Source organism: uncultured Pseudoalteromonas sp. (assembly GCF_963922945.1).
Lineage (GTDB): Bacteria > Pseudomonadota > Gammaproteobacteria > Enterobacterales > Alteromonadaceae > Pseudoalteromonas.
On the sequence record NZ_CAWUKC010000001.1, the window covers coordinates 1 to 24567 of the forward strand.

24 protein-coding genes are annotated in these 24567 nt (G+C 40.2%); 10 read left to right on the forward strand and 14 right to left on the reverse strand.

Annotated elements, in window-relative coordinates:
- The first annotated feature begins 78 nt into the window (after nt 1-78).
- A complete protein-coding gene (locus tag AABI99_RS00005; RefSeq protein WP_338362520.1) occupies nt 79-1566 on the forward strand; it encodes a dipeptidase in 1488 nt (495 codons plus the stop codon).
- Between the two features lie 74 nt (nt 1567-1640).
- Here the strand turns inward: AABI99_RS00005 and AABI99_RS00010 are convergent, their stop codons facing one another.
- Complete coding sequence (locus AABI99_RS00010; protein WP_338362521.1) at nt 1641-2027, reverse strand: putative porin; 387 nt, start codon at nt 2025-2027, stop codon at nt 1641-1643.
- Between the two features lie 169 nt (nt 2028-2196).
- On the opposite strand from AABI99_RS00010, the gene AABI99_RS00015 reads away from it, so the two are divergent.
- Nucleotides 2197-2385, forward strand: coding sequence for a 2TM domain-containing protein (locus AABI99_RS00015; RefSeq protein ID WP_338362522.1), 189 nt, complete (start codon nt 2197-2199; stop codon nt 2383-2385).
- A 62-nt stretch (nt 2386-2447) separates the two neighbouring features.
- Here the strand turns inward: AABI99_RS00015 and AABI99_RS00020 are convergent, their stop codons facing one another.
- The 3 genes from AABI99_RS00020 to AABI99_RS00030 form a co-directional block, all read right to left on the reverse strand.
- Nucleotides 2448-2885, reverse strand: coding sequence for an OsmC family protein (locus tag AABI99_RS00020; RefSeq protein ID WP_338362523.1), 438 nt, complete (start codon nt 2883-2885; stop codon nt 2448-2450).
- A gap of 151 nt (nt 2886-3036) precedes the next feature.
- Complete coding sequence (locus AABI99_RS00025) at nt 3037-3174, reverse strand: DUF2256 domain-containing protein (RefSeq protein ID WP_338362524.1); 138 nt, start codon at nt 3172-3174, stop codon at nt 3037-3039.
- A 1-nt stretch (nt 3175) separates the two neighbouring features.
- Nucleotides 3176-4678: a deoxyribodipyrimidine photo-lyase gene (locus AABI99_RS00030; RefSeq protein ID WP_338362525.1), complete on the reverse strand. Its 1503-nt coding sequence runs from the start codon at nt 4676-4678 to the stop codon at nt 3176-3178.
- Between the two features lie 84 nt (nt 4679-4762).
- Here AABI99_RS00030 and AABI99_RS00035 point away from each other — a divergent pair, with 84 nt between their 5' ends.
- The 6 genes from AABI99_RS00035 to AABI99_RS00060 all read left to right on the forward strand — a co-directional run bounded on the left by AABI99_RS00035 (nt 4763) and on the right by AABI99_RS00060 (nt 10813).
- The gene (locus tag AABI99_RS00035; protein ID WP_338362526.1) at nt 4763-5371 is read left to right on the forward strand and encodes a flavin reductase family protein; all 609 of its coding nucleotides are present in this window, start codon (nt 4763-4765) and stop codon (nt 5369-5371) included.
- Between the two features lie 71 nt (nt 5372-5442).
- Nucleotides 5443-7371, forward strand: coding sequence for a S9 family peptidase (locus AABI99_RS00040; protein WP_338362527.1), 1929 nt, complete (start codon nt 5443-5445; stop codon nt 7369-7371).
- Nucleotides 7372-7632: 261 nt separating this feature from the next.
- Nucleotides 7633-9087, forward strand: coding sequence for an ATP-binding protein (locus tag AABI99_RS00045; RefSeq protein WP_338362528.1), 1455 nt, complete (start codon nt 7633-7635; stop codon nt 9085-9087).
- Between the two features lie 8 nt (nt 9088-9095).
- Nucleotides 9096-9770, forward strand: coding sequence for a response regulator (locus AABI99_RS00050; RefSeq protein WP_338362529.1), 675 nt, complete (start codon nt 9096-9098; stop codon nt 9768-9770).
- A gap of 304 nt (nt 9771-10074) precedes the next feature.
- Nucleotides 10075-10350: an EF-hand domain-containing protein gene (locus AABI99_RS00055; RefSeq protein WP_338362530.1), complete on the forward strand. Its 276-nt coding sequence runs from the start codon at nt 10075-10077 to the stop codon at nt 10348-10350.
- Nucleotides 10351-10360: 10 nt separating this feature from the next.
- Nucleotides 10361-10813: a hypothetical protein gene (locus tag AABI99_RS00060; RefSeq protein WP_338362531.1), complete on the forward strand. Its 453-nt coding sequence runs from the start codon at nt 10361-10363 to the stop codon at nt 10811-10813.
- Nucleotides 10814-10938: 125 nt separating this feature from the next.
- On the opposite strand, the gene AABI99_RS00065 is transcribed toward AABI99_RS00060, so the two are convergent.
- The 5 genes from AABI99_RS00065 to AABI99_RS00085 form a co-directional block, all read right to left on the reverse strand.
- The gene (locus AABI99_RS00065; protein WP_338362532.1) at nt 10939-12240 is read right to left on the reverse strand and encodes an MFS transporter; all 1302 of its coding nucleotides are present in this window, start codon (nt 12238-12240) and stop codon (nt 10939-10941) included.
- Between the two features lie 4 nt (nt 12241-12244).
- Nucleotides 12245-14185, reverse strand: a complete 1941-nt coding sequence (locus AABI99_RS00070) for an EAL domain-containing protein (protein ID WP_338362533.1) — start codon at nt 14183-14185, stop codon at nt 12245-12247.
- A 144-nt stretch (nt 14186-14329) separates the two neighbouring features.
- Nucleotides 14330-15169 carry a glutathione-dependent disulfide-bond oxidoreductase gene (gene yghU, locus AABI99_RS00075; RefSeq protein WP_338362534.1) on the reverse strand — a complete coding sequence of 280 codons (840 nt, stop codon included), beginning with the start codon at nt 15167-15169 and terminating at the stop codon, nt 14330-14332.
- 77 nt (nt 15170-15246) lie between these two features.
- A complete protein-coding gene (locus tag AABI99_RS00080; RefSeq protein ID WP_338362535.1) occupies nt 15247-15825 on the reverse strand; it encodes a rhomboid family intramembrane serine protease in 579 nt (192 codons plus the stop codon).
- 103 nt (nt 15826-15928) lie between these two features.
- Nucleotides 15929-16612, reverse strand: a complete 684-nt coding sequence (locus AABI99_RS00085) for a type 1 glutamine amidotransferase domain-containing protein (protein WP_338362536.1) — start codon at nt 16610-16612, stop codon at nt 15929-15931.
- Between the two features lie 167 nt (nt 16613-16779).
- On the opposite strand from AABI99_RS00085, the gene AABI99_RS00090 reads away from it, so the two are divergent.
- On the forward strand, nt 16780-17703 hold the full coding sequence (locus tag AABI99_RS00090; RefSeq protein ID WP_338362537.1) for a LysR family transcriptional regulator: 924 nt from the start codon (nt 16780-16782) through the stop codon (nt 17701-17703).
- Nucleotides 17704-17715: 12 nt separating this feature from the next.
- Here AABI99_RS00090 and AABI99_RS00095 read toward each other — a convergent pair whose 3' ends face one another.
- From AABI99_RS00095 to AABI99_RS00115, 5 genes are all read right to left on the reverse strand, one after another.
- A complete protein-coding gene (locus AABI99_RS00095; RefSeq protein WP_338362538.1) occupies nt 17716-18450 on the reverse strand; it encodes a dienelactone hydrolase family protein in 735 nt (244 codons plus the stop codon).
- A gap of 78 nt (nt 18451-18528) precedes the next feature.
- Entirely contained in the window at nt 18529-19785 is a 1257-nt protein-coding gene (locus AABI99_RS00100) for a glycerophosphodiester phosphodiesterase family protein (RefSeq protein ID WP_338362539.1), read from the reverse strand.
- A 55-nt stretch (nt 19786-19840) separates the two neighbouring features.
- Complete coding sequence (locus AABI99_RS00105) at nt 19841-20704, reverse strand: carboxylate/amino acid/amine transporter (protein WP_338362540.1); 864 nt, start codon at nt 20702-20704, stop codon at nt 19841-19843.
- Nucleotides 20705-20807: 103 nt separating this feature from the next.
- Nucleotides 20808-22943 carry a M3 family metallopeptidase gene (locus AABI99_RS00110; RefSeq protein WP_338362541.1) on the reverse strand — a complete coding sequence of 712 codons (2136 nt, stop codon included), beginning with the start codon at nt 22941-22943 and terminating at the stop codon, nt 20808-20810.
- 212 nt (nt 22944-23155) lie between these two features.
- A complete protein-coding gene (locus AABI99_RS00115) occupies nt 23156-23362 on the reverse strand; it encodes a hypothetical protein (RefSeq protein WP_338362542.1) in 207 nt (68 codons plus the stop codon).
- Nucleotides 23363-23534: 172 nt separating this feature from the next.
- On the opposite strand from AABI99_RS00115, the gene AABI99_RS00120 reads away from it, so the two are divergent.
- Entirely contained in the window at nt 23535-24395 is an 861-nt protein-coding gene (locus AABI99_RS00120; protein ID WP_338362543.1) for a mechanosensitive ion channel domain-containing protein, read from the forward strand.
- The last annotated feature ends 172 nt before the right edge of the window (nt 24396-24567 follow it).

A 24567-nucleotide genomic window follows, 5' to 3' on the forward strand; every position in this document is an offset into this window, starting at 1 on the left:
CCTGTCGCAAAGCGCTATTTAATATTATGCTGCAGGGCTATAATTCGGCCCTTATTTAGTCATACAAAGGGATACGTTTTGAAAAAGTTAGTTTTGCTTTGCAGTGCTTTATTTGCCTTTAATACTCATGCGCAATTACATGAAAATATTGATAGTGTTGCCGATTACGCTGTAAACACTTACCAAAAAGCTCAAGTGCATACGCTAACTAACTTAGTGGCGTTTCCTACGGTAAATAAAGACTCAATACCCGCGCCACAAAATCCTGACTTTATTAATTTTAAGTCGCTCTTAAAAATGAAAGCCGCAGAGCTTGGGTTTGATTACCAAGACTTAGGCTATACCGTGCTTATAGGTATGGGCGATCAAAACGAAAAGGTTACCGTTGTTACTCACGGTGACGTACAGCCAGCTAACGCGAGTAAGTGGAAACAAAGCCCATTTATTATTGATACCTCAGAGCCAGGCAAATTAGTAGGGCGCGGCACAGAAGATGACAAAGGCGCTATAGCTACTGCGCTTTACGCTATGAAAGCGATTAAAGATAAAGGCATAAAGCTTGATAACAGTATAGAGTTGATGATTTACCTTGCCGAGGAGTCAGACTGGGGCCCACTTACTGAATTTATGAAAACCTATGAGCAACCAAAATATGCAGTAACCATTGATGCATCATACCCAGTTGTAGTAGCCGAAAAAGGCTGGAGCTTAATTGCCCCAACCTTCAACGCTACTTCAAAACAAACAGGCGTCTATGTAAGTGACGTTGCAGGTGGCGCGTTTAAAAGCCAAATACCAGAAGATGCAAGCTTAATACTTCATAATGCAAGTGCTAAGCTTATTGCCTCATTAAAAGCAAAAGCTAAAACGCTGAGTGAAGTTGAGTTTAATTTTGAAGAGCAAGGTAAGGGCTTAAAAATAACTGCTAAAGGGGTGTCGGCGCACTCATCTGAGCCAGAGTCGGGCGTTAATGCTATTGCCCATTTGAGTGAGTTACTTAAAGACGTCGCACTTGAAAATAACAGCGATGGCCAGCTTATTAAATTTGTAAACCAATTAATTGGCTTAGATATTCATGGTAAGCAATTTGGTAATATTGCTTACAAGCATAATTTTATGGGCCCAATGACAGTGGCGCCTACCCTAATCGAGCGCGATGGTAATGCACTAACGTTAGCCATTAACGCGCGCCGCCCAGTAGGCAAAGAGGAAAACTTACTTAAACAACAAATTAATAGCGCTATCAAAGGGTGGGAAACTACAAATAACGTAACGCTTACTAAAGTTGAAACCATTATTGGTACACCCATGCTGTTAGATAACGCACCGCACTCACAAAAGCTGCTCGATATATTTAAGCATTTTACCGGCGACAATAAAGCTGACTTTGTATCTATAGGTGGTGGCACTAACGCAAAACTATTTGATAATGCAGTTTCGTTTGGCCCTTCAATGCCGGGTAAACGTTACACAGGCCACTCTGAGCATGAATTTATAACGCTTGAGCAATTGGCGCTTAATTTACGTATGTATACGGCAATGATGATAGAGCTAGGTAATATGTAAGCTATAGCTGTTTTAATTTAAAAGCCGCCTTGTCTAACTAAAGTGACTCCAGCAAGGCGGCTTTTTTGTATTTATTAAAACTGGGCTACAATACTGAGATTGTATATATCGTAGTTATTTTTATCAGTGTAATTAGCGCTGAAATAGTAGCTATCGTTAATAAAACATTTACCTTCAACAACTAAATCTGAGTCGTATAAACCAACGCCAACTGCTACATGTTTATTAAAGTAATAATTTGCCAGCACATTAAAAAAAGGGTTATCACCAGCATCTAGGTAGTCAATATTTACAGTAATGTAGCTTTTATCGTAAAGGTAAGCAAAGTAACGTGATGATAAATCCCACGACTCTATTTCGTCGTCAGTCTCAACAGTAAAACCAATGTAGTTGGTGTTATTAATTTGGTGATTATATTGCGCTTTAAATAGATAAATTGCATTTAAAATAAGTGAAAACACATCTAAATAATTGTAAGTAACTGTATGTTTGTATAAGTATTTGTAGAGATGCGCTCAAAGGGGCTGCTATAAATTTATGACTAATGTCATGTTAACTGATGACAAATAGCACCTTTCTGGCTTAAAAATTAGGGCAATAATAACCCTACATTTTAAGAGGAGAGCAAACATGAATACATCAACTTTTTTTGATAACTTAAAACAATACCTTGTCGTCTTAACTTTTTTTACTGTGGTTAATTTAATAACATCGCCCGATTATTTATGGGTGGTATGGCCTGCTATAGGGATAGGTATAGCGCTGCTTAACGATCTATTAAGTTTAAACGACTCAAAAACGGTTAGGGATGAGCGTTAAGCCAACTAACAGGTTACCTAGCTTAACGCGTAGCGTGCAAACCTTAAAATTCAAGATTGCTTTTATGAGGGTGAGTCAAGTTTTGTGCTAAGTGAAATTTCGGTATTGAGTAGTTTTGAAATGGGGCAGCTTTGTTTAGTTTGCTCACATAATGCCTGAAATTGTTCATTGGCTATGTCGCTGATACGTGCTTTTACTTCAAGTGCGATGTGAGTGACAGCAAAGCCGTCATCAACCTCATCTAGGCTTACGGTGGCTTTAGTATCAATTTTATCAGCTTTAAAACCGGCATCACCGAGTGCAAGTGACAACGCCATACTAAAACAGGCACTGTGCGCCGCACCGATTAATTCTTCTGGATTAGAGCCAGGCTCGTCTTCAAAGCGAGTATTAAAGCCAAATGGTTGTTTATCAAGTGCGCCGCTTTGCGTAGAAATACTGCCTTTACCTGTTTTAATATCACCAGACCAAGTTGAGTTTGCCGTTTTTTTAATCGTCATCGTCTTCTCCTTGCGTTGTATGTAAGCTTTTCAGGGTGAGTAAGTGCTATTTACATAAAACACCTAAATTCAGCCTCAAAAGTCGTGTTGTATACACTGTTGCAAAATAGACGCCAGCAAGCTCTTGTATGACATAGAGAATTAGTATCTTTTACTTTTTACTACGTTTACAGCGCTCTGAGCAGTAAATAACGTTATCCCAATCACGTTGCCATTTTTTACGCCACGCAAAAGGCTTGTTGCAAACAGGGCATATCTTTTGTGGCAGGTTTAACTTTTTGTGCGCCATATTAATGCCTCTTTGCTTTTTGTTTTACTGTGCGAGTAAGCCCCACATGCCTTTTTAATATATGGGGGATCGCACGTTTAACATCGGCGCGCTCACGATATTGCCATAAACGCTCGCGCGCTTCTTTAGAAGCTTGGGTTAAGTCAAGCATGGGCTCAGGATAGTCTTCACCGAGTTTAAAGTCGTTAAATAATGCTTCCATTGGTGTTTGTTGCCAAGGCTCGTGTAAATATTCTATAGGTAGTTTTTCAAGTTCGGGGCACCACTTTTTAATGAATGTACCGGTTGGGTCTTGATCTTCAGATTGTTTAATTGGGTTGTAATGCCTAATGGTGTTAATGCCCGTAACCGATGCCTGCATTTGTATTTGTGGGTAATGAATACCCGGTTCAAAGTCTAAAAAGTAATTTGCCAGCGGTAAACTTGCCTGCTGCCAGCTGATATTTAAATGGTGAGTTACAAAGCTTACCAACATAGCGCGCATTCTAAAATTAATATAGCCCGTAGTTTTTAAACAGCGCATACAGGCGTCAATAATAGGAATACCCGTTTGGCCTTGCGCCCAACGCTCAATGTCGCGTTCTACACGCTCATCGGTACGATACGGAAATACATGATAACCAGGGTTTAATGCTTTAAACTCCATGGTGCATTCGCTTTCAAACTTTTGCATAAAATGGCAGTGCCAATGCAGGCGCGATACAAAAGCAGCGAGCGGACGTTTCCAGCCTTTTTTGCTGGGGGATTTAGAATGGTATTCATCAATTGCTATTTGGTATACCTGTTTAAGGCTAATATTACCCCATGCTAAATAAGGTGAAAGCCGAGAGCAATAAGTGCGGCTTAAACTGGGGCTAGATATGCCTTTTTGATATCCCTTACCGCGCTCAGTAAAAAAGCTTTGCAATATTGCGCGCGCGGTTAAAGGGCCACCCACTTGAAAGTTGTCATCATTTTGCGTGTAGTTATCGGGCAAATTGGGTGTTTGGTAGTTATTAAGGGTAATGGTTTTTATGTTTTTCCAATTAGGAATAGCAACAGGGGCCTGCATTGTTTGTTGCCAGCGTGCGTTCCAATCTTTACGGTTTTTTTTGCCACGAATAACGCCGCCCGTTTGTGACTCAAGCCAGTTAACTTTGTTAGCTTTACACCATATAGCCACGGCTTTATCGCGTTCAAAGGTATTGTTTAAGCCAATTTCTTGATGGCTAAATATGTTGACTATTTGGTATGTTTGATTAAGCGTGTTTAACAGTGTCAGCATGTTTTGGTTAAAAATATACAGCGTTGCTTTATAGCGAGTTAGCTGCTGATTTATTTCGCCTATTGATTGATAAACAAAACGCCAATGGCGCGCATTATAATGTGCATCCTCAAGCATTAGTGGCTCAAAGCTGTATAGCAGTAACGTGGGTAAATCATCACTAAATGCATTTTTAAGTGGTTGATGGTCGCTAAGGCGTAAATCGCGTTTAAACCACACTATGTTTATTTTTTCGCGCATATTTAAAAAAGTGGCTGCAGTTATGAAATACTCTACGCACTAAAGCGCTTTTACGATTTACAATAAGGCACATAAAGGAAAATTATGTTTTTAGATTTAACGCAAAGCACGCAGCACAATGTTTACTCTTATTTAGTTGGGGGTATTAGCCCGCGGCCTATTGCCTGGGTAAGCACACTTAGTAAGGAGGGGATTGCTAATATTGCCCCGTACTCTTTTTTTACAGTGGCCAGTTGTAACCCGCCAGTGCTGAGTGTGACTCAAGTAAACCCACGCGACAAAGCTAATAAAGACACGCTTTTAAATCTTCAAGCCACTAACAACTGTGTGGTTAATATTGTCAGCGAGGAGCTGGTAGAGAAAATGAATCAAAGCTGCGCTAATTATCCACATAATGTGAGTGAATTTGAGGCGGCAAATATTGAATCAGTTGCTAGTAAGCAGGTTGCATCCTTAGGCGTTGCAGCAGCTAAAGTAAGATACGAGTGCACCTTAAGAGAAATTATTCAAATAAGCGACCAACCAGGTGGCGGCAAAATTATGCTACTCAACGTGGTCGGAATTCATATTGACGATAACGTGTTAGTGAATGGCTACATAGACCCCACGCGTTTAAACAGCGTAGGCAAAATGGGCGGAGACTACTTTAGCTCTACCAAAGATAAATTTGTACTAAAGCGGCCACAATTGTAAAATAACAGATTAACTTTATACACTTACTGTTAACTCATTAAGCGTTACTGATAAAAACAAATGGATATTGAATGTCTAAACTTTACCTCACTTTAGTATTTGCCCTACTTAGTTTTAGCTGCCTATCAGCCTCTGATAAAAAGCTACCCATAGAAGCGTTTGCAGGCTTAAAAAGCATAAGCCAAGTTAAGCTCTCACCTGATGGAAATAACATTGCGTATGTTAGAAACCTTGATGGCGATTTAGTTTTAATGGTGCAAAGCCTTACAACAGGCAAGGGCAAGCCGATTATTAAATCGGATAACCACACTGTATTTTTTGACTGGTTTAGTTGGGCAAATAATGATGTTTTGTTATTGGGCGCACGATACATTAAATATCAATTTGGTGGGGTTAAGTATGCATCTACTTTAATGTATTCGTATAATCTAAGTGATGATAAAGGAATAAAACTGGCGTTTAGAGCAAACAACACGCGTGATGAAAAGCAGCCTCAGTTTTCTGACCGAATTATTAGCTTTTTACCGGAGCAAGAAAATAAAATACTCGTGCAGGGCGACTTTAAAATTGCCAATACCCCTGCGGTGTATGAACTTGACCTAACTACCTTACGCAAAAAACAAATACAACGTGCTCGTGCAGATGTAACCAGTTGGTTTGCTGATAGACAAGGCAAGGTTCGTATTGCTAAAAAAATGGATGGAACACAATTTACTTACGAGCTGTACAACGAGCAAAATGAGTCGTGGCAAACACTATTTAGCTACGAAGTATTTAGTGAGCAAAGCATTTCGATACTTGGCTTTGATAAAGACCCTAACTTTTTATACATCACTGCGTTACATGAAGGGCGTGATGCATTATTTAAGCTTAATCTAACAACTAACAAACGTGAGCTCATTTTTAGCGACGACAAGTATGATGTAGATGGCGATATTTTTTACTCCCGTAAAACTGGCGAAGTGGCAGGCTTTACGCATTCGCATTTAGAAGATGGTATTGCGTATTGGGATGAAGACTTAGACAAGCTACATCGCTCTTTACGAGCATCATTACCTAAAGATTCATTTGAAATGGATATTGTTAGCACCAGCGACGATCAGCAAAAATATGTACTTTATGTCAGCTCAGATAAAACATCCGGCGCCTACATGTTAGGTGACAGAAAGCGAGGTGAATTAACATTTTTTGCAGACGTTTACCCACACATTAATGAAAGCGTATACGCCGGTAAAGAGCACATCAGCTATAAAGCTCGTGACGGGCTTATTATAGAAGGCTACTTAACGCTGCCTGTTGGCTATGAGAAAGGCGATAAGTTACCCACTATTATATTTCCACATGGTGGACCTATGGCGCGAGACTATGCAGGCTTTGACTATTGGACTGCGCTACTGGCATATAATGGTTATGCCGTGTTACAGCCTAACTTTCGTGGCTCAAGTGGTTATGGTTATGACTTTTTAATGCAGTCGATCCAAGGTTTTGGTTTAGCCATGCAAGATGACTTACAAGATGGAGCTAACTGGTTAATAGACCAAGGGATTGCTCAGCCAGATAAAATTTGTATTGGTGGCGCAAGCTATGGTGGATATGCCGCCTTAATGGCTGTTATTAAACACCCTGAAACATTTAAATGTGCGGCAAGTTTTGCAGGGGTAACTGACCTTGAGCATATTGTGAGTAAAGCCCGACACTTTACAAACAAAGACATAGTAAGAAAACAGTTTGGAACAAATAGCGATAAGTTAGAGGCCAATTCGCCGGTCAATTTTGCTAAATCAATCAACAAACCTGTTTTACTTGTGCATGGTAGCGACGACAGTGTTGTCCCTATTTACCATAGTAGAGAAATGGAAGATGAACTAGATGACGAAGATAAAGATGTTACTTACATTGAGCTAGAAGATGGCGATCATTACTTGTCCTATCAGCCGCATAGAATTAAAACGTTACAAGCGTTCTTAGACTTTTTTGATAAGCATTTAAAAAACGATTAATAACAAAGGCGACTTAGGTCGCCTTTTTTGAGCTTAATTTTTTATATAATGCACATTGTTTGCACTTTTACTTGTTAACGTTATACGTTGTTATTAAAGGCGCTATTTATAAGTCGCTATAATAGAACACGCAATTAATACAATTGTTATTACAGACTATTCTTGAAAGTGCTTAGAGCTTTTAAAAATATGTTTTAGCAGTAAAAAATACGCAATAAATAACAGCTCAAATGCTTTTAGAGTCAGGTTTATAAAAAATAAATGAAAATTCATAACAAACTTTTTTTAATATTATTTAGCTTCACCTTTAGCATTATTGCGGGGCTTGTTGTGCTTATTCAGTATAGTATTGGCCAAGGTATTATTGATTTTGTAAACGCCAAAGAAGTAAAAGCATTAGAGCCATTAACGGTACAGCTGGCTAATAAATACGCGCAAAAGCCCTCGTGGGATAAAATTATAGGTAACGATCAGCGCTTTTTAAGGTTGGTTGAATCGCAATTACAATCTAGTCAGTTTTTATCTAGTTTACGTGAGATACCACAGCGCTCGGAAATTCGTGGCGAACAAAGACCCAGACCTCCACAGCATATGGCGCAACGCGATCGCCGTCCACCGCCTGAGCATGCCGCGCACTATGCTCTACTTGATGAAAACCAGCAACGTATTTTTGGTAAATTATTTGAGGATTTAAAGTACATTAAAACGCCTATTGAGCTTGAGGGTAAAGTAATTGCTTACCTTGCTGTTTCAAAAAGAAAAAGCCTAGCAGATGGGTACGAGCTGGATTTTTTAAAGCAACAAACTAACTACTTATGGCTTATTGCGTTAACCGCAGGGCTACTTACCTTAATGTTGTCTTTTTTACTGGCAAGGCATTTAGTTGGCCCTGTAAAGCAAATTGCCAGTGGTATGCATAAGCTAACCAAAGGGCAGTACAGTACCAAACTTTTATTAGATAGAAAAGACGAGCTGGGCCAGCTTAGTGAAGATTTTAATACTTTGGCCTTTACGCTCGCTAAAGATGAGCAAGTACGTAAACGTTGGCTTGCAAATATTTCTCATGAACTAAGAACGCCCATGAGCATTTTACTTGGTGAACTTGAAGCCATGCTCTTAGGGGTACGCGAGCCTTCACATAATAATATTAGTTCTGCTAACGATGAAGCGCTGCATTTAAAGCGCTTGATTGACGACCTACACATGTTAAACAGCGCAGAGCTAGGCGGCATGCATTACACCATGCAACCTACCGACGTAGGCTCTTTACTTAACTCCATAGAGCAAAAGTATCACATTATTTTTGAGCAGCACGCTATTAATTTTTACCTTCTTAATAGCGCTAATAACACCACAGTAAACGCAGATAAAACACGTATATTGCAATTGCTAGATAATATATTAATGAATGCAGTGCACTACGCGCAGTGCTCTACTATTTCTTTAAGTGCCAATAACGTAAATATTAAAAGCCACGCCTATTTAGAGCTTGTAATTGAAGATAACGGGATAGGCGTTGAGCAAACGCATTTATCGCACTTGTTTGAATACTTATACCGCGTTGACAGCTCGCGTAATCGCCAAAAGGGAGGCTCTGGTTTGGGCTTATCAATTTGCCAACATATCGTTAAAGGCCACCAAGGTGAAATAGCGGCTGAAAAAGCAAGTTTAGGTGGTTTAGCGATTATTATTCGCCTACCTTTAGTAAAGGTTTAGAGGACAGTATGCAAGAGCAGATACTTATTGTTGAAGATGAAATAAAACTTGCCAATTTAATGCGCGACTTTTTAACAAGTCATCATTATCAAACGCACCTTATTCATCATGGAGATGAAGTACTTAGCTGGCTTGAAAGTAATCGTCCATGCGTTATTTTATTAGATATTATGTTGCCAGGGCAAAGTGGTATAGAGCTGTGCAAAGCGATAAGAAAGCTCTCTAATGTGCCCATTATTATGGTTTCAGCAAAGGTGGAAGAGATTGACCGACTTTTAGGGCTGGAGCTGGGTGCCGATGACTACATTTGCAAACCGTTTAGTTATGCTGAGCTGGTGGCGCGTGTAAAAGCAATTTTAAGGCGTGTTAATACCACAAAAGAGCCGGTAAATAATGCCATGATACTGGATGAAAGTACTTACAGTGTTAACTATAAAAATAGCAGTATAGAACTTACTAATTTTGAATTTCAGCTATTTAAGCCCTTGTATTCAAACCCTAACAGAATCTATTCACGCGATAGTTTAATGGACACCATGTACGCAGACCAACGTATTGTTAGCCACCGTACTATCGATAGCCACATAAAAAAGTTACGTAAAAAGCTTGATGAAGTTACCCAAACCGATAGTGTTATTCAGTCAGTTTACGGTGTTGGTTACCGGTTTGTGCATCCCAAATAAGTAAACAGCCTCTGACTTTTATCAACTGAAGTATTTTTTAGCGCCTTATTTGCGTGCTTTTACTTACGTCGTTTTGTATTTATGATTTATGTCGTGTTCAAAGCGTTATTAATTAAAGCACTATTAATATAAGGTAGCGGCTGTATAGAAACCTTCACTTCATCACCTTAAAGTAAATTTTTAAAGGGTAAAAATACCCCCTTAAAAATAGGTTTTATTTCCTTATTTTTTGCACATTATTTGCGTTTTTTTAGCGTACTTTATACCCATACGCTTTATAAATATTTAACTCAAGGTGACCACGATGAAGCATTTTTCTACTTTTGCCATTGCTGCATTATTATCAGTGGCTTTTTCAGCCAATGTTGCAGCCAGAGGCGGTGATACCCCACCACCTAAACCTGACTTTTCAAGCATAGATACAGATGGTGACGGTGTGATTAGCCTTGCTGAATTTAGCGAAAGCGCGCCACCTCATGGCGATGCGCAAACTATTTTTAACGAAATTGATGCTGATGGAAATGGCGAAATTAGCGAACAAGAATTAACTGAACACAAGCCGCCACGCCGCGCACGTTAAGGAAAAAAATATGATCAACAGTATTGGTAGCTCAGCGAGTTTTATGACGCAACAATCTAGCCAAGTAAGCGCTCTAACTTCAGAGCAAACGGAGTTTGTTAAAGAAACTCTTGCAGAGTTTGACTCACAAAACCTAAGCACGGAAGATGCGCAAAGTATTCAAGCCGCATTTGCAGAGCAGGGGATTTCGCCTACAAAAGAGTTGGCTGATTTAATGAGCGAGCTTGATTTTGACGCTAAAAGTATTGGCGATGCAGGACGCCCTGAAGGGCAGCGCCCGCCACCGCCGCCGCAAAACTCTCTAGAATCTGTTGATACTGACGAAATGGTTAGCTATTTAGATGAGTTATTAACTGAATATTCAAGTCAGCTATCAGATGAAGATAAAGAGTCAATTCTTTCATCGGTACAAGAAAAATTTGGCTTTAGTGAAGGCGATTCACTGCTAAATGTAACAGCTTAGGTGTTATAACTTGAGGTAAAGCTGAGCGTTTATCCTTAGGTCTTAAGTCCAAAGCCCAGCGACTATTTTTGCTGGGCTTTTTTATTATGCCAATTCGCTTAATTAAGTGTTTTTGCACATTGGTATTACTCTGCTTGCGGTAGAAAAATCGCACTAATAGCGCCTACTAAACCGAGTAAGCTATAGAGTAGAATAAGTTGTGCGGTCGATAAAAACGCGTCAAAAAGCCCTATACTACCTAACATTAAAAGTAAAATACCAATAACAGTATTACTAACAGATACATAATCCGTGCGTTTGTTGCCTTGTGCCATATCAACCAAATAGGTTTTACGGCCAAGTCGCACACCTTGATGAGCAATACAAAGTAAAAAATAAAAACCAGGCATTACCCAAGCATATTCAAATAGCTGGCTATACCATGTGGCTAAAATAAACACACTTAAGCCGTTTATAGTGACAAGCAATGCACTGATCACAAGCACCTTTTGGCTAGAAAAATCGCTGAGTCTTCCCCATATTGGCCCAGAAATTAAACTTGCTAAGCCAGACACAGCTAAAAATACTGCCAACAACGAAAATTCAAACTGCTGAGCACTGGCTAAAATAATATAAAATGGCGCGCTTAGGGCTGAGCAAAGTAAAAAGGCGCGGGTAATTACAAAGTGTGCAAATTGTTTATCTTGGTAAAGCAGCTTTACTTTACTTAGCGCATTTAAAAAACCATTTTTACCGCCTTGTGTTGCCCCTTTATGCTCGTTTATGCGGCTATAAAAAAGCGCAGCAATAATCCATAAAATCGCACCTAAACTCAGTGCAATCAGTACCGTGTTTAGCTCCCCTTGCCCCGAAAAAAACCACATCATTAACCCAAAGGTGAGTGTTGCAAAGCCGGCAATACTTGCCGCTAAACCACTAATATTACCTCGCTTTTTTTTAGGAATAACTTTACCTAATACATCTTTAGCGGCAATTGAGTTAAACCCGCGGGCAAGGCTAAAGAGTATCAGCAAAGCTAAAATTGCATAGCCTGCCTGAGTACCCTCTAATACAAATGAAATGCCCACTATAGCGCCAATACATGCAGCTTGGACAACTGCACCATAGACCCACACCCATTTTCTGACTGAGAGCTGTCGGATGATATTAGCGATGACTAATTGGGGTAATAATGAACCTGACTCTCGAATAGGCACGAGCCATGCTATAAACGCGCTTGGCACATTTAAGCTTTGCATTAACCAAGGTAGGGTTACTTTAGGATTGAGTAGGGCATCGGCAAATTTACTAAAAAGCTGGCTTGTTAATAAAAGAATAAAGTTTCCTGCGACTTCCTTACAGTCATTTTCGTTTATATCTTTACAGGCGCGTGCGTCCTCATCGTTATTAAGGCGTTTATAAACTTGCTCTTTGGTGAGTTTTTTCATACAGCTAACTACACAATTTGTTTTGCTCATTAAGGTATGAATCTACAAAGCGTTGCTCCATAGGTTTAGAAAAATAATAACCTTGTAGGTGAGATACGCCAATCTCTGTTAGCATATTGGCTTGCTCTAAGGTTTCAACGCCTTCGGCGACTACTATAAAATCAAGCGTTGAGGCCATTTGCACAATTGCATGAATAATACTTAAGCCTCGTTTATCCATGTTTTGAATAAAGCTTTTATCTATTTTTACTATGTCTACACCTATATCTAACATGCTCGACAAGGATGAATAGCCAGTACCAAAGTCATCAATAGAAATACAAAATCCTTGTTTTTGCAGCTCTTTTACGGCGGTTAAAAAAGTGAGTTTATCTTCAGCAAATACAGACTCGGTAATTTCAAGATGCAGGTTTTCTGGTTTTATACCGTATTGATTAGCGATATTTGCTACTTTACTGACAAAGCTAGGATCTTGCAGTTGTATAACCGACACATTTACACTCACAGCAATTGCCGGCTGAAGGTTTTTAAACGCTTTTGCTTGCATACAGGCTTGTTCAATCACCCATAAACCAAGTTCAGTTATGAGATTGTATTGCTCGGCAATGGCAATAAACTCATCGGGAAAAATCGCTTCGTCATTTAACTGCCAACGTAAAAGTGATTCAAACGATGTTACCTTTGTTGTTTTACTGTCAATTATAGGCTGAAATACCAATCGCAAGCCATTGTCCTTTATTGCACTGGCCAAACGCTTACTGAGCAATTGCTCTCGCTCTTGCTGGCGTTTCAAATCGTTGTTGTAAATATTAGCGCAGCCTTTGGCAATGCGCTTTTGATGGTACATGGCTAAATCGGCAGAGCGAATTAACGCGCTTAAATCACCCTCATGCTCAGGGAATAACGCTATACCAATAGTGGCAGATACCCAGCTTTGGTATTTATATCGTTCATGCTCAGCACTAATACTTTTAATCACCTTTTTGGCAAAATTACATAAATCGTGCTCATTTTTATAGGTAGTTAAAATTAAAAACTCATCGCCGCCCCAACGGCATTTAAACAAATCACGGCTACACACATGAGTGAGTCGCTCTGCTATTTCTTTAAGTACTTGGTCACCAACTTTATGGCCCATGGAGTCATTAATTTGTTTAAAGCCATCTAGGTCAACAAAAAGCAAAGCGAGTTTTTCGTTGGGGTGATTTGCAAGTTGTTTATTGGCAAGTTTCAAAAATGCGGTGCGATTTAATAAACCTGTCAATGGATCGGTATTTGACAAGCGGTAGATTTCTTCTGTCCTAACTTCTACTTTGTTTTCCATCTCGTTAAGAAGTTCACGGTTTTGGTTTTGCAGCTTTATAGCGGACTGAGTAAATTCGGCTGATTTATAAGAAGAGGCCAACATAATAGCCGAAAAAGTAATACCCAAAAAGCCAAGTACATAGTGATAATAGTCATTAGATAAGGCGAGCACTAATGAGTAAGGCAGTAATAAAATGATGCTATAGCTTACCGAAGTAAAACGACTGCCTGAGAGTAAATTAGCTGACCCCCCAGCAAATGCTGATAAGATAGCTATTGTGGTGGTAATTTCAACCGTTGACGCACCTTTATGAAACCACAGCGCGTAACAGCACCACAAAATAGCTGTAGCAATACACCCTAATGAAAAGCGTTTTAGAAAGTTTGTGGCATTAAAGAGTCGTTCATTGCCTTTTCTGTAGTTAAAGTAAATAACATCCATTAGCCTAACCGCTAAAACGATTAGCATGAAAAAAAGCCATATTACTTTTTCTTGATTTCTTACTTCGTTTGTTAGGTCAAAGGCAAATACAAGGACAAAGCTAACTAAGGCGGAGACGCTAATTCCAGATAAAGCATTAGAATATAAAAGCTTTACGGCTTCTCTTCGTTCATCATTGTTTAAATTTTTATATTGCACTCACAAAGCCCTATGAAAGTAATGCAGGTAAATCGGGTTACATTTTATAAAAACACAATGATAAATATAGTTTAATGATGGAAAAAATGCAGATTTTCAATAAAAAAATGCCCATAACACAATATCTTGCTATGGGCTGATAGATTAAAAGTCGCTGGCGCTGTGTCGTTCGCTAAGTTGCTCCTCTTCAGGACCCCAGATGCGATTAACGCGGCGTCCACGTTTAACTGCTGGGCGCTGTGATACTTGCTTAGCCCAGCGAGTAACGTGTTTATAAGAAGCCACATCTAAAAACTCGGCGGCATCGTAAAGATCACCCAGTACAAGTGAGCCATACCACGGCCAGATGGCAATATCGGCAATAGAGTATTCATCGCCCGCCATGTATTCGTTTTCGCTTAAATGGCGGTCCAGTACATCGAGCTGGCGTTTTGTTTCCATAGTAAAGCGATCTATCGGGTACTGCATTTTTGTTGGAGCGTAGCTATAAAAATGACCAAATCCGCCGCCTAAATAGGGCGCTGCACCCATTTGCCAAAATAGCCAGTTACGGCACTGTGTCTTGGCGTTAAAGTTTTTTGGAATTAACACATCAAATTTTTCTGCTAAGTATTGCAGTATTGAGCCCGATTCAAAAATGCGTGTTGGTGGCGTGGTTGAGTGATCCATTAGCGCAGGTATTTTAGAGTTTGGATTAATATCCACAAAGTCCGAACCAAATTGATCGCCTTCGCCAATATTTATTAAATAGGCATCGTATTCTGCATCGGTTAGGCCAAGCTCAAGAAGCTCTTCAAACATAATTGTGGCCTTTTGACCATTAGGTGTAGCTAGAGAATAAAGCTGAAACGGATGCTCGCCAATACTCAAGGTTTTATCATGAGTAGCACCTGCTGTAGGGCGGTTAATATTGGCAAACTTTCCGCCACTTTCACTTTCCCACGTCCAAACTTTTGCTGGCGTGTATTCGTTATTGTTGCTCATAAAAAAACCTCAATTAATGAAATAAAATTTTACTGATAAATAATAAGTAAGGGCAAAAAAGCACAATTAAAGATCGATTACTTACCTTTTAGCCTATCTGATTTTGCAAGCTTGTAACCTAAAAAGAACCCGCTTAAAGCCCCAAACAAATGGCTTTCAAACGAAACATGAAAGCGCTGTGGTAGCACACCCCAAATAAATCCGCTGTAAAGTAGCGCAACCACAACGGCAATAACAATCGACTTGAACGAGCGCCTAACTACGCCATAGCACAGTATAAAGCCCCATAAACCATAAATTACGCCGCTTAAACCGACATGAAAACTGCTTCGCCCAAAGGCCCAGACTAATAGCCCGCCAATTAACGCGGTAAAAATAAACACGGTGTAAAAGCGTTTTACACTGTATTGGCAAATTAGCCAGCTAAGTACAGCAAAAGGAAGCATGTTGCTTGCAAAGTGCCACCAGCTGCCATGTAAAAATGGGGCGCACAAAATGCCGATTAACCCTTGAACACTGCGAGGGTAAATACCTAAACTATTAAGCGTAATGCCAGGTAAGCTGTTGATCACCTGTAGTATTAGGCATATAAAAACAACGCTAAATATTGCAAATCGCGTACTGGTTATCAGTGAAGATGATGGGGTAGATGGCATATAAACGCCTTAGTAGGATTATTTTGTACCAGTATAGGAGTATGTTTTCGCTATTAAAAGCGATTTAATATGCGCGGCGTTGTACGCCGCGCATAGGGGCTATTTAACCAAGCTTAGTTAATAGCTTTTTAGCCGCAAGCTCCGAACTTGCTGGGTTTTGACCTGTAATTACTAAACCATCTTCTACGGCTAATACGCCCCAGTCGTCGGTTTTTTGATAATCGCCGCCTTTTTTAATGAGTTCATCTTCAACCAAAAATGGCACGACGTCTGTTAGTTGTACAGCAGCTTCTTCTGAGTTAGTAAAGCCCGTTACTTTTTTACCAGCTACGAGTGCCTTACCCTCTGTATCTTTAGCATTTAAAAATACAGCGCTTGCGTGACAAACAGCCGCGACTGGCTTTTGTCCTTTTACAAACGTATCGATAAGTGCGATAGAATCGCTGTTATCTACTAAATCCCACAATGGGCCGTGGCCCCCTGGGTAAAATACCGCGTCAAAGTCGTCTGCGTTTACTTCGCTTAATACTTTGGTGTTTGCCATCAGCGTTTGTGCTGCGCTGTCGTTGTCATAGCGCTTGGTTGCTTCGGTTTCAAAATCAGCAAGTGTGCTGGTTGGGTCAATAGGAGGCTGGCCACCAGCAGGAGAAGCAAGCGTTACCTCTGCACCAGCATCAACAAATGCGTAGTAAGGCGCTGCAAACTCTTCTACCCAAAAACCTGTTTTTTCGCCTGTGTTACCAAGCTCAGAATGTGAGGTAAGTACCATAAGTATTTTTTTAGCCATAACAATATTCCTTCGATTATTGAGTAAATTAATTTATGTTTAGCTTTTACCAAAACGTTGTAAATACTATATGTACTTACAAGGATTAAAACAACGATGATAAATTTGACTTTATTGGTTTAATAATTGATACAATATTGGCATGAATACGCAAAAAGCGGTTTACGATGAAAGTGTCGTTTGAGCAACTCAAAAGCATGGTGGTATTTGCACAGATTGTAGAGCAGGGCAGCTTAACAGCAGCAGCAAAGCAGCTAGGGCTAACACGTGCGGTGGTTAGTTATCACCTTAAAAAATTAGAAACGCAGTTAGAAGTCATACTGCTTAATCGCTCAACTCGCACCATGACACTGACAGAGGCGGGTATAACTTATTACGAGCGCTGTAGGGTGATCACAGAGCAAGCAAATGCGGCTAATCAACAAATAGAAAACATAAAAAGCGAGCCTCAAGGGGTATTAAAAATTAGCTGTCCAGTTAATGTTGGCATGCAATTAATAGTCCCTGCGATTAATACGTTTAAGCGCCAATACCCAAAAATTGATGTCGATTTACAGCTCACTGATGATGTAGTAGATATTATTAAAAATGGTTTTGATATTGCTATTCGCGGTGTTGCTTTGAGCGACTCAAATTTACAAGCCACTAAGTTAACGACCATGAGTACGTGTATTTGTGGGTCGACTGAGTACTTTGAGCACTTTGGCAAACCTAAAACGCCAGCTGACTTAGCTTTACATAAATGGGTTGTTTACCAACTTAGTAGTAAAACATTAACGCTTAGCAAAAATGGTAAAAAACACGATGTCATACTCCAAGGAGGCATAAGCACTAACAATGCAGCAGCACGTACAGCGTTTGTAGAGGCAGGTCATGGGCTTGGTCGTATTCCTTTGTATGATGCATGGCCTAAAGTTCAGGCTGGGTTGCTTGAAATAATACTTGATGATTATAAAACAAAAGATATTGAGCTTTTTGGTGTATTCCCACCAGGGGCGGCAGGCTCCAAAAAGCTCAGGGTGTTTATTGATTATTTAAAAGCCTATTTTGTGAAGCAACATACCGCTTTAGGGCTACTAAAAAATACGTAAAACACTACTTAATCACAATGTACGGTTAAATAACGCAACCGCTTGTTGATACATGGTGATTGCAAGTGCACCGTCATAGCGCTCGCCTTCATCACGCATAAATGCATGCTGTGCGTTTACTTCTTGCCATTGGTAATTAATACCCGTGGCTACACATTGCTGGTAAATTTTACTTCGGCCTTGTTGCGGTACATGTGGGTCTTGCTTACCCCAAATAAAGTGTATTTCACCTTGAATATCGGCCATGCGTTCAAATGAGTTATTACCGGCTTGAGCAGGCAAAGTATCACTATGAATATCGGTGGCGTATAAACAAAATGCGGCTTTTATGTGTGGGTTTAATGCGGCTCGGTAAGCTAAATGCCCGCCAATGCACACACCCATAGCGCCCACTGTGCCAGTGCAGTAATCTTGGCTTTGTACAAAGTCAATGAGTGCTTGTGTGTCGCTATCGTGGTGCTCAAGTGGCTTTTGCCATTTATCGGCATTGCCTTTATCTTTACCTGCATCGTTGTACGAAAGTACAGTACCAATTGGGTTTAGCTCATGAAATACCTCAGGCACTAACACCACAAAACCATGGCTTGCTAAAATAGCAGCGCTGCGCGCAATAGGCGCGGTTTGCTGAAAAATCTCAGAGTAAAAAATAATACTGGGGTATTGGCCGGCTGCTTGTGGGCGGTAAACCGTGGTTCGCATTAGGCCTGTTGGGGTGGGTAAGTCGGTATTATGGTGTTGGATTATCATAAAAGCGCTCAGTTAAATTATTTAATAAGGTAATGGTAACTGAGCGCAGCAGAATAAACGATTGCTATAATGCATTTTTTAAATGCTTGCAGGCATTTTATTGCAACTTGCGTAGTAGCTTACGGTTGCAGGCCAATCCGAAAATATACCCATAACCCCAACATCCTGCGCGAGTACATCAACCACTGTCATCATGTCGCCATCGTTATCGATAACATCGGCGATTGATTGATAGTAGTAACCACCGCCCTCATTAAGAGGCCCTGAGCGCTCAAGGCTCCATGCAATCAGTTCAAGTCCTGCAGCTTTTGCGTCAATAGCATATTGTGAGGGGACAATATTACTTTCGTTGTCTATGGTGAGCATCATCCAAATAGGGGGCGCTAATATTTTAACGCCATCAGCTACTAGCTCTTGCATACTTGGTTGCCACGTTGCAGGGTTGCTTGGATCAAAGCCCGCTTCACTGTCACGGCCATCTAAATATACGCTTTGATTTGCAAAGTCGGGGTTGTTATTTATCCAATATTTCACATCATCTAGATTAAATGATTGCGGGTACACATCATTGCTTGGTACGTCCAATTGCGTGTACTCATCAAGCATTTTTTGCGCGTATTGCTGTTGTGTCATGCCCTTAAAGGGCATGTTAACTTGCGGCGATTTTAGCTCTGGGGTCATTTTTACACCTAGGCTTTTAAATAACTCAATACTTTGCTTATGGGTCATTAGGGTACCATTTGTAGCGTATAAATTGGTGCGCCAATTGGGCGTGCCCTGCATATATTTATCAGCAGTGGTGGCTTGGGTGTTGGCGCCATCCATTTTACCTTCAAGCGTTAAAAACTCGCTCAGGCTGATATCGCTTGTGCAGCATTTAGCACTGGCAGGCGTACCACTTGCCGCGTTAGCGGGAGTAAAAGGAACGGTGCATTTAGCGGCAAGTTCGTCAATGGCTAATATATTAGTGGTGGTGTGCAAATCGCACTGAGAGTGGCGACAAACGAGTTCTTTGTCGTTGGTAAAGGTTACATCGCATTCCAAAATACCTGCGCCCATTCGCGCTGCAGCGATATAAGACTCCTTTGTGTGTTCAGGGTATTGCATTGGCGCACCACGATGAGCAATAGAAAAATCTGTACGGTAAAATGGCCCATCTGTACACGATTCTAATTTTGTTTTTAAATCGCTCTGTGCCATATCATTAATTAGATAGTCGGCACGAGTACCTAATTGAATATCAGGCGCTTCGCCTTTTGCAACTTCAACATCGTCGACGCAGGCGCTCAGTAATGCAAGTATTACTGAGCTTGTTATTAGGGTGAGATGTTTCATGTTTAATCCTTCATATTATTTTATTCAACCCTAATCGCATTCAATGACAAATTAGCTACAAGGATGTGACGTTCTGTTTATTTGCCCCTATTTGATTAATTAAAAGTGCTGCTAACATAATTGCACCCCCTATACTTAAGCGTATTATGTCGGCATTTTTATTCCATATAAGCACGTTAACAATAATACCAGCAGGAATAAGCACGTTGTTCATTACCGCCAATGCGCCCACATTCACTTTAGTTGCGCCCTTGTTCCATAAAAAGTAACCCAGGCCCGAGGCTACAATCCCTAAATAGATTAAAATACCCCACTGGGTAGCTGTAGTTGGTAATTTGCTTGGGTTACCAAATAAAACGTAGCAAGCATTTGCCACCACTAAGGCGCCAATAAAAAACCAACCAAAAACGGTTTTATCATCGAGCTGATTAGTGGCCATTAAACGTTTATAAGTTACTTGGCCGGTAGCAAAACTTATATTGGCACCCTGAACCAGTAATAAACCAATAATAAAGTGACTATTCAGGTTTTCCCAGCGAATAGCCACAGCACCCAGCACGGCGATAAGTGCAACCGCAAAAAAGCGCGGGTTAAAATGCTTATTAAGCGCATCGTTTAAAAGCGTTATATATAGCGGCGTCATAACGGTAAAAAGCAGCACTTCGGGTACGCTTAAAAATAAAAAGGAGTGATAGTAAAAACTGTACATTACACCCAGCTGCACAGCGCCTATCAGCATGAGTTTAACTGCGAGGGGTTTTGAGGTGAGTTTAGGTTTTAAAAAGGGTAAAAAAACCAATGTGGCTAATGCAACTCGTATTAATACGCTAAACCACGCATCCACCTGACCTGCTAGGTACACACCAATTAAACTAAATGAAAAAGCCCAAAGTAGGGTAACTGCAAATAAATAGCCCATAATTGTCGTTTTTTATAATTTATAGTGTGGCTAGTTTATCTGTTATAAACAATAAAAGCCCGCAAGCGGGCTTTTATAAGGCAAAAATTAATAAACTAAGTTATTAATCAACTAAACCACGGCGCTTAAGCAGTGCGTCTGTTGTTGGTTTTTGGCCTCTAAACTCAATGTAGCTTTGCATTAAGTCGCGGCTGTTACCTTTTGATAGGATTTCTTCACGGAACTTGTCACCGTTTTCACGGGTAAGGCCACCGTTATTTTCCATATGTGCAAAGGCATCTGCAGCAAATACTTCAGTCCATAGGTAGGCGTAGTAACCTGCTGAGTAACCACCGGCAAACGTATGGCTAAAGTAGTTTGATTTATAACGCGGTGGCACTGGGTAGTAATCAATACCGTGTGCTTTTAGCGCATCGCTTTCAAACTTTTGAACATCACTGATTTTTTTATCAGAACCAAATGAGTGCCATTCCATATCAAGTAAAGCAGCTGCTAAGTATTCAGTAGTACCAAAGCCTTGGTTGAATTTTTGCGATGCTAATACTTTATCCAGTAATGCTTGAGGAATTGGCTCACCTGTTTTGTAGTGCTTAGCGTAGTTAGCAAGTACCGACGGTTCAATCATCCAATCTTCGTGTGCTTGTGAAGGAAATTCAACAAAGTCACGTGCTGTAGCAGTACCCGCTAGGCTTGGGTATTTAACATTTGAGAATAAACCGTGCGCAGCATGACCAAATTCATGGAACATAGTCGATACTTCGTCGAAGGTCATTAGCGTTGGCTCACCTTCAGCTGGTTTTGGAATGTTTTGTGCGTTGTAAATAACTGGTTTAGTGCCTTTTAAGCCGCTTTGGCTTACGTATGCACTCATCCATGCACCGCCACGCTTACCTTCACGTGCGTATGGGTCCATGTAAAATAGACCGATAGCGCTGCCATCAGCGTTAAATACTTCGTACACTGTTACATCTTCGTGGTAAACAGGTAAGTCTTGGCGCTCTTTAAAGGTGATACCGTAAAGTTTGTTCATTGCGAAGAATAAACCATCATGGATCACAGAATTCATTTCAAAGTATGGTTTAACTAGCGCAGGGTCTAGGTCATACTTTTCAGCACGTACTTTTTCTGCGTAAAACGCCCAGTCCCATGGCTTAAGCTCAAAGCTTTCGCCAGAATCGTTAATAACTTTTTGGATAGCGGCCGCTTCTGCTTTTGCTTTTTCAACTGCTTTTGGCGCCAGGTCATCTAAAATGCCGTACACGTTATCGGTTGTTTGTGCCATACGTGATGTCATTACATACGATGCCCAATCTTTAAAGCCTAATAGCTCTGCTTTTTGCGCACGAAGATTAGTTTCTTCAATAATGATAGGGCCGTTAGTTTTAGCGGCACGGTTTGTAGAGGCTTTAAAAATTTGCTCGCGAAGCTCACGGTTTTCAAGGCTTGATAAAATTGGCTGTTGTGTCGTGTTAACCAAGGTTATCATGTAGCCTTCTTTGCCTGCTTTTTTAGCTGCCGCCGCAAGGCCTGCAATTTCACCCTCAGAAAGGCCAGCAAGTTTAGACTTGTCTGTAACAACAATAACGTCTTCTTTAAACGATTTTAAAATGTTTTGAGAAAACGCGGTAGATAACTCTGCAAGTTGTGCGTTTATTCCGCGCATTTTTGCTTTTTCAGCATCGCTTAACTTAGCACCGGCTTTTACAAATTGCTTGTAGTAGAAATCAACTAAGCGTTGATCTTCAGCGTTAAGCGCATCTTTATTGTCGTAAATAGTTTGTACACGCTTAAATAGCGCGCCATTTAGGTAAATGTCATCAGAGTGAGCAGATAATACCGGCGCCATTTTTTTGCTTATACGTTGGTATTCGTCATCTGAGATTAAACCCGATAGGTTATAAAAAGCAGCCGATACGCGGTTTAATAACTCACCTGACTTTTCCATTTCAACCAGGGTATTTTCGAATGTTGCTGGTTCAGGATTGTTAGCAATCGCTTTAATTTGCGCAGTGTGCTCGGTAATGCCAGCATCAAAACCAGCTTCGTAGTCTTTTGTACCAAACTTATCAAACTCTGGTGCCATGTATTGTAGTGGGCTTGGTTTGAATAATACATTGTTTGCGTTCATATTTTGCACTTGTGCTGCGCTCTCTTTGGCTGTGCTCTGTGTCTCATTAGATGAGCAAGCTGTTAGGATAAGGGCACTAGCAATCGTAGTGGCGATCAGTGTTTTACGCATAATAACTCCATAAAAAGATGAGCCGAAATAGGCTTTTCGAGTCGAAAACCTAGTTAACTTATCAAATTTTGGCGTTTATACAATAAAGTTTATCGGTGTTAAGCGGGATTTAAACGCAAATTAACTACTGAAGATGCTATTTTGGGGTAAAAGTAGCCTTAAAAATAAACGTAAGGCTACTTAAATTTTAGGTTGCGTGTGCGTAAACTTGCTTAGTTATAGCCAAGCACATAGCGTTTTTCAGAGCCAAAGCTACTTGATTGTTGACCGAATTCTTTGTTAATACTCGAAAGCGTTTGCTCTTGCTCAGCAAGAAGGCACAAAATTTTATTGCGGTAATCTAGGCTGGTTTCGAACAAGTTTAAATCTACCTGCGGCTGCAAGGTAGCGAGTCTTTGATTGAGTGTAACTTGTGACATAAGCGTTCTCCAGTGCGTCTACACTATTTATATAGCACCCAGTGCGATAAATAGTTAATAAATTGGTGTTTTAATCTATTAACTTAGCGTTCTAACCCTATTATGCCGTGCTAAGCTTAGCGAATACTGAATCCCCCCGTTTTTTTATAAAAAGAATCGTTTAGGAGAGCACATGACGCTTGAACATATCCAACACTATTTGAATGTTGTTATTTTTACCTACGACGATGTCAACATCACTGTAGCTAAGGTAATACAAGTACCGTTAATTTTATTTATTATGTGGTTTGTTGTGACTCGTGTTGGCAAATTAATTAAAAAAACTTTGCTCGCTAAAAAAATAAGTCAAGATGCGGTTCATTTATTTACGCGCATTTACTTTATTTTGAGTATCGCGATATTAATCTTTACCTGCCTTGAAGTATTGAGTATTCCACTTACTGCATTTGCTTTTGTGTCTGGAGCAATAGCTATAGGGGTCGGTTTTGGCGCACAAAATATTATTAATAATTTCATCAGTGGCTGGATTTTGATGTGGGAGCGCCCCATTCGTATTGGTGACTTTTTAGAAGTGGGGAATGCAAAAGGGGTGGTAGAAACAATTAATACACGCTCTACCCGCATTCGTAGAAACGATGGTGTGCATATGCTTATACCTAACTCGCAATTGCTCGAAAACACAGTGACCAACTGGACGCTAATAGACGGTAATGCACGCTCTTCGGTTAGCGTAGGCGTTGCTTATGGTAGCGATGTATTATTAGTTAAAAAACTCATTCAGCAAGTGCTAGATGAACACGACGCAATATTAGCAAATCCAAAAGCCTCTGTTTTATTTGACGACTTTGCTGATAGCTCACTGGTGTTTAATGCCATTTTTTGGGTTTGTGCAGAGTCAGAAACCATGCTCAGAAAAGTACGTAGCGATATCCGCTTTAGTATTTATGCCGTTTTTGAAAAACACGATGTAGTGATTGCATTCCCACAGCGTGATATTCACATTGATGGAGAAATCGCGCTAAAGCGCACTTAATAAATCTAGCCTTAACATTTAGCAAGTATTAATGGGCTTTAACTACGTGTCTCTAGTTTGGGTTTATTTGTAAAAACATACAACTTGCTACTTTAAAATAGCTTTAAAATGAAAGGACATATGTCCGCATTATTGGTGTTTTGCATCTAAAATAGGGTGAAAATGCTTAAAA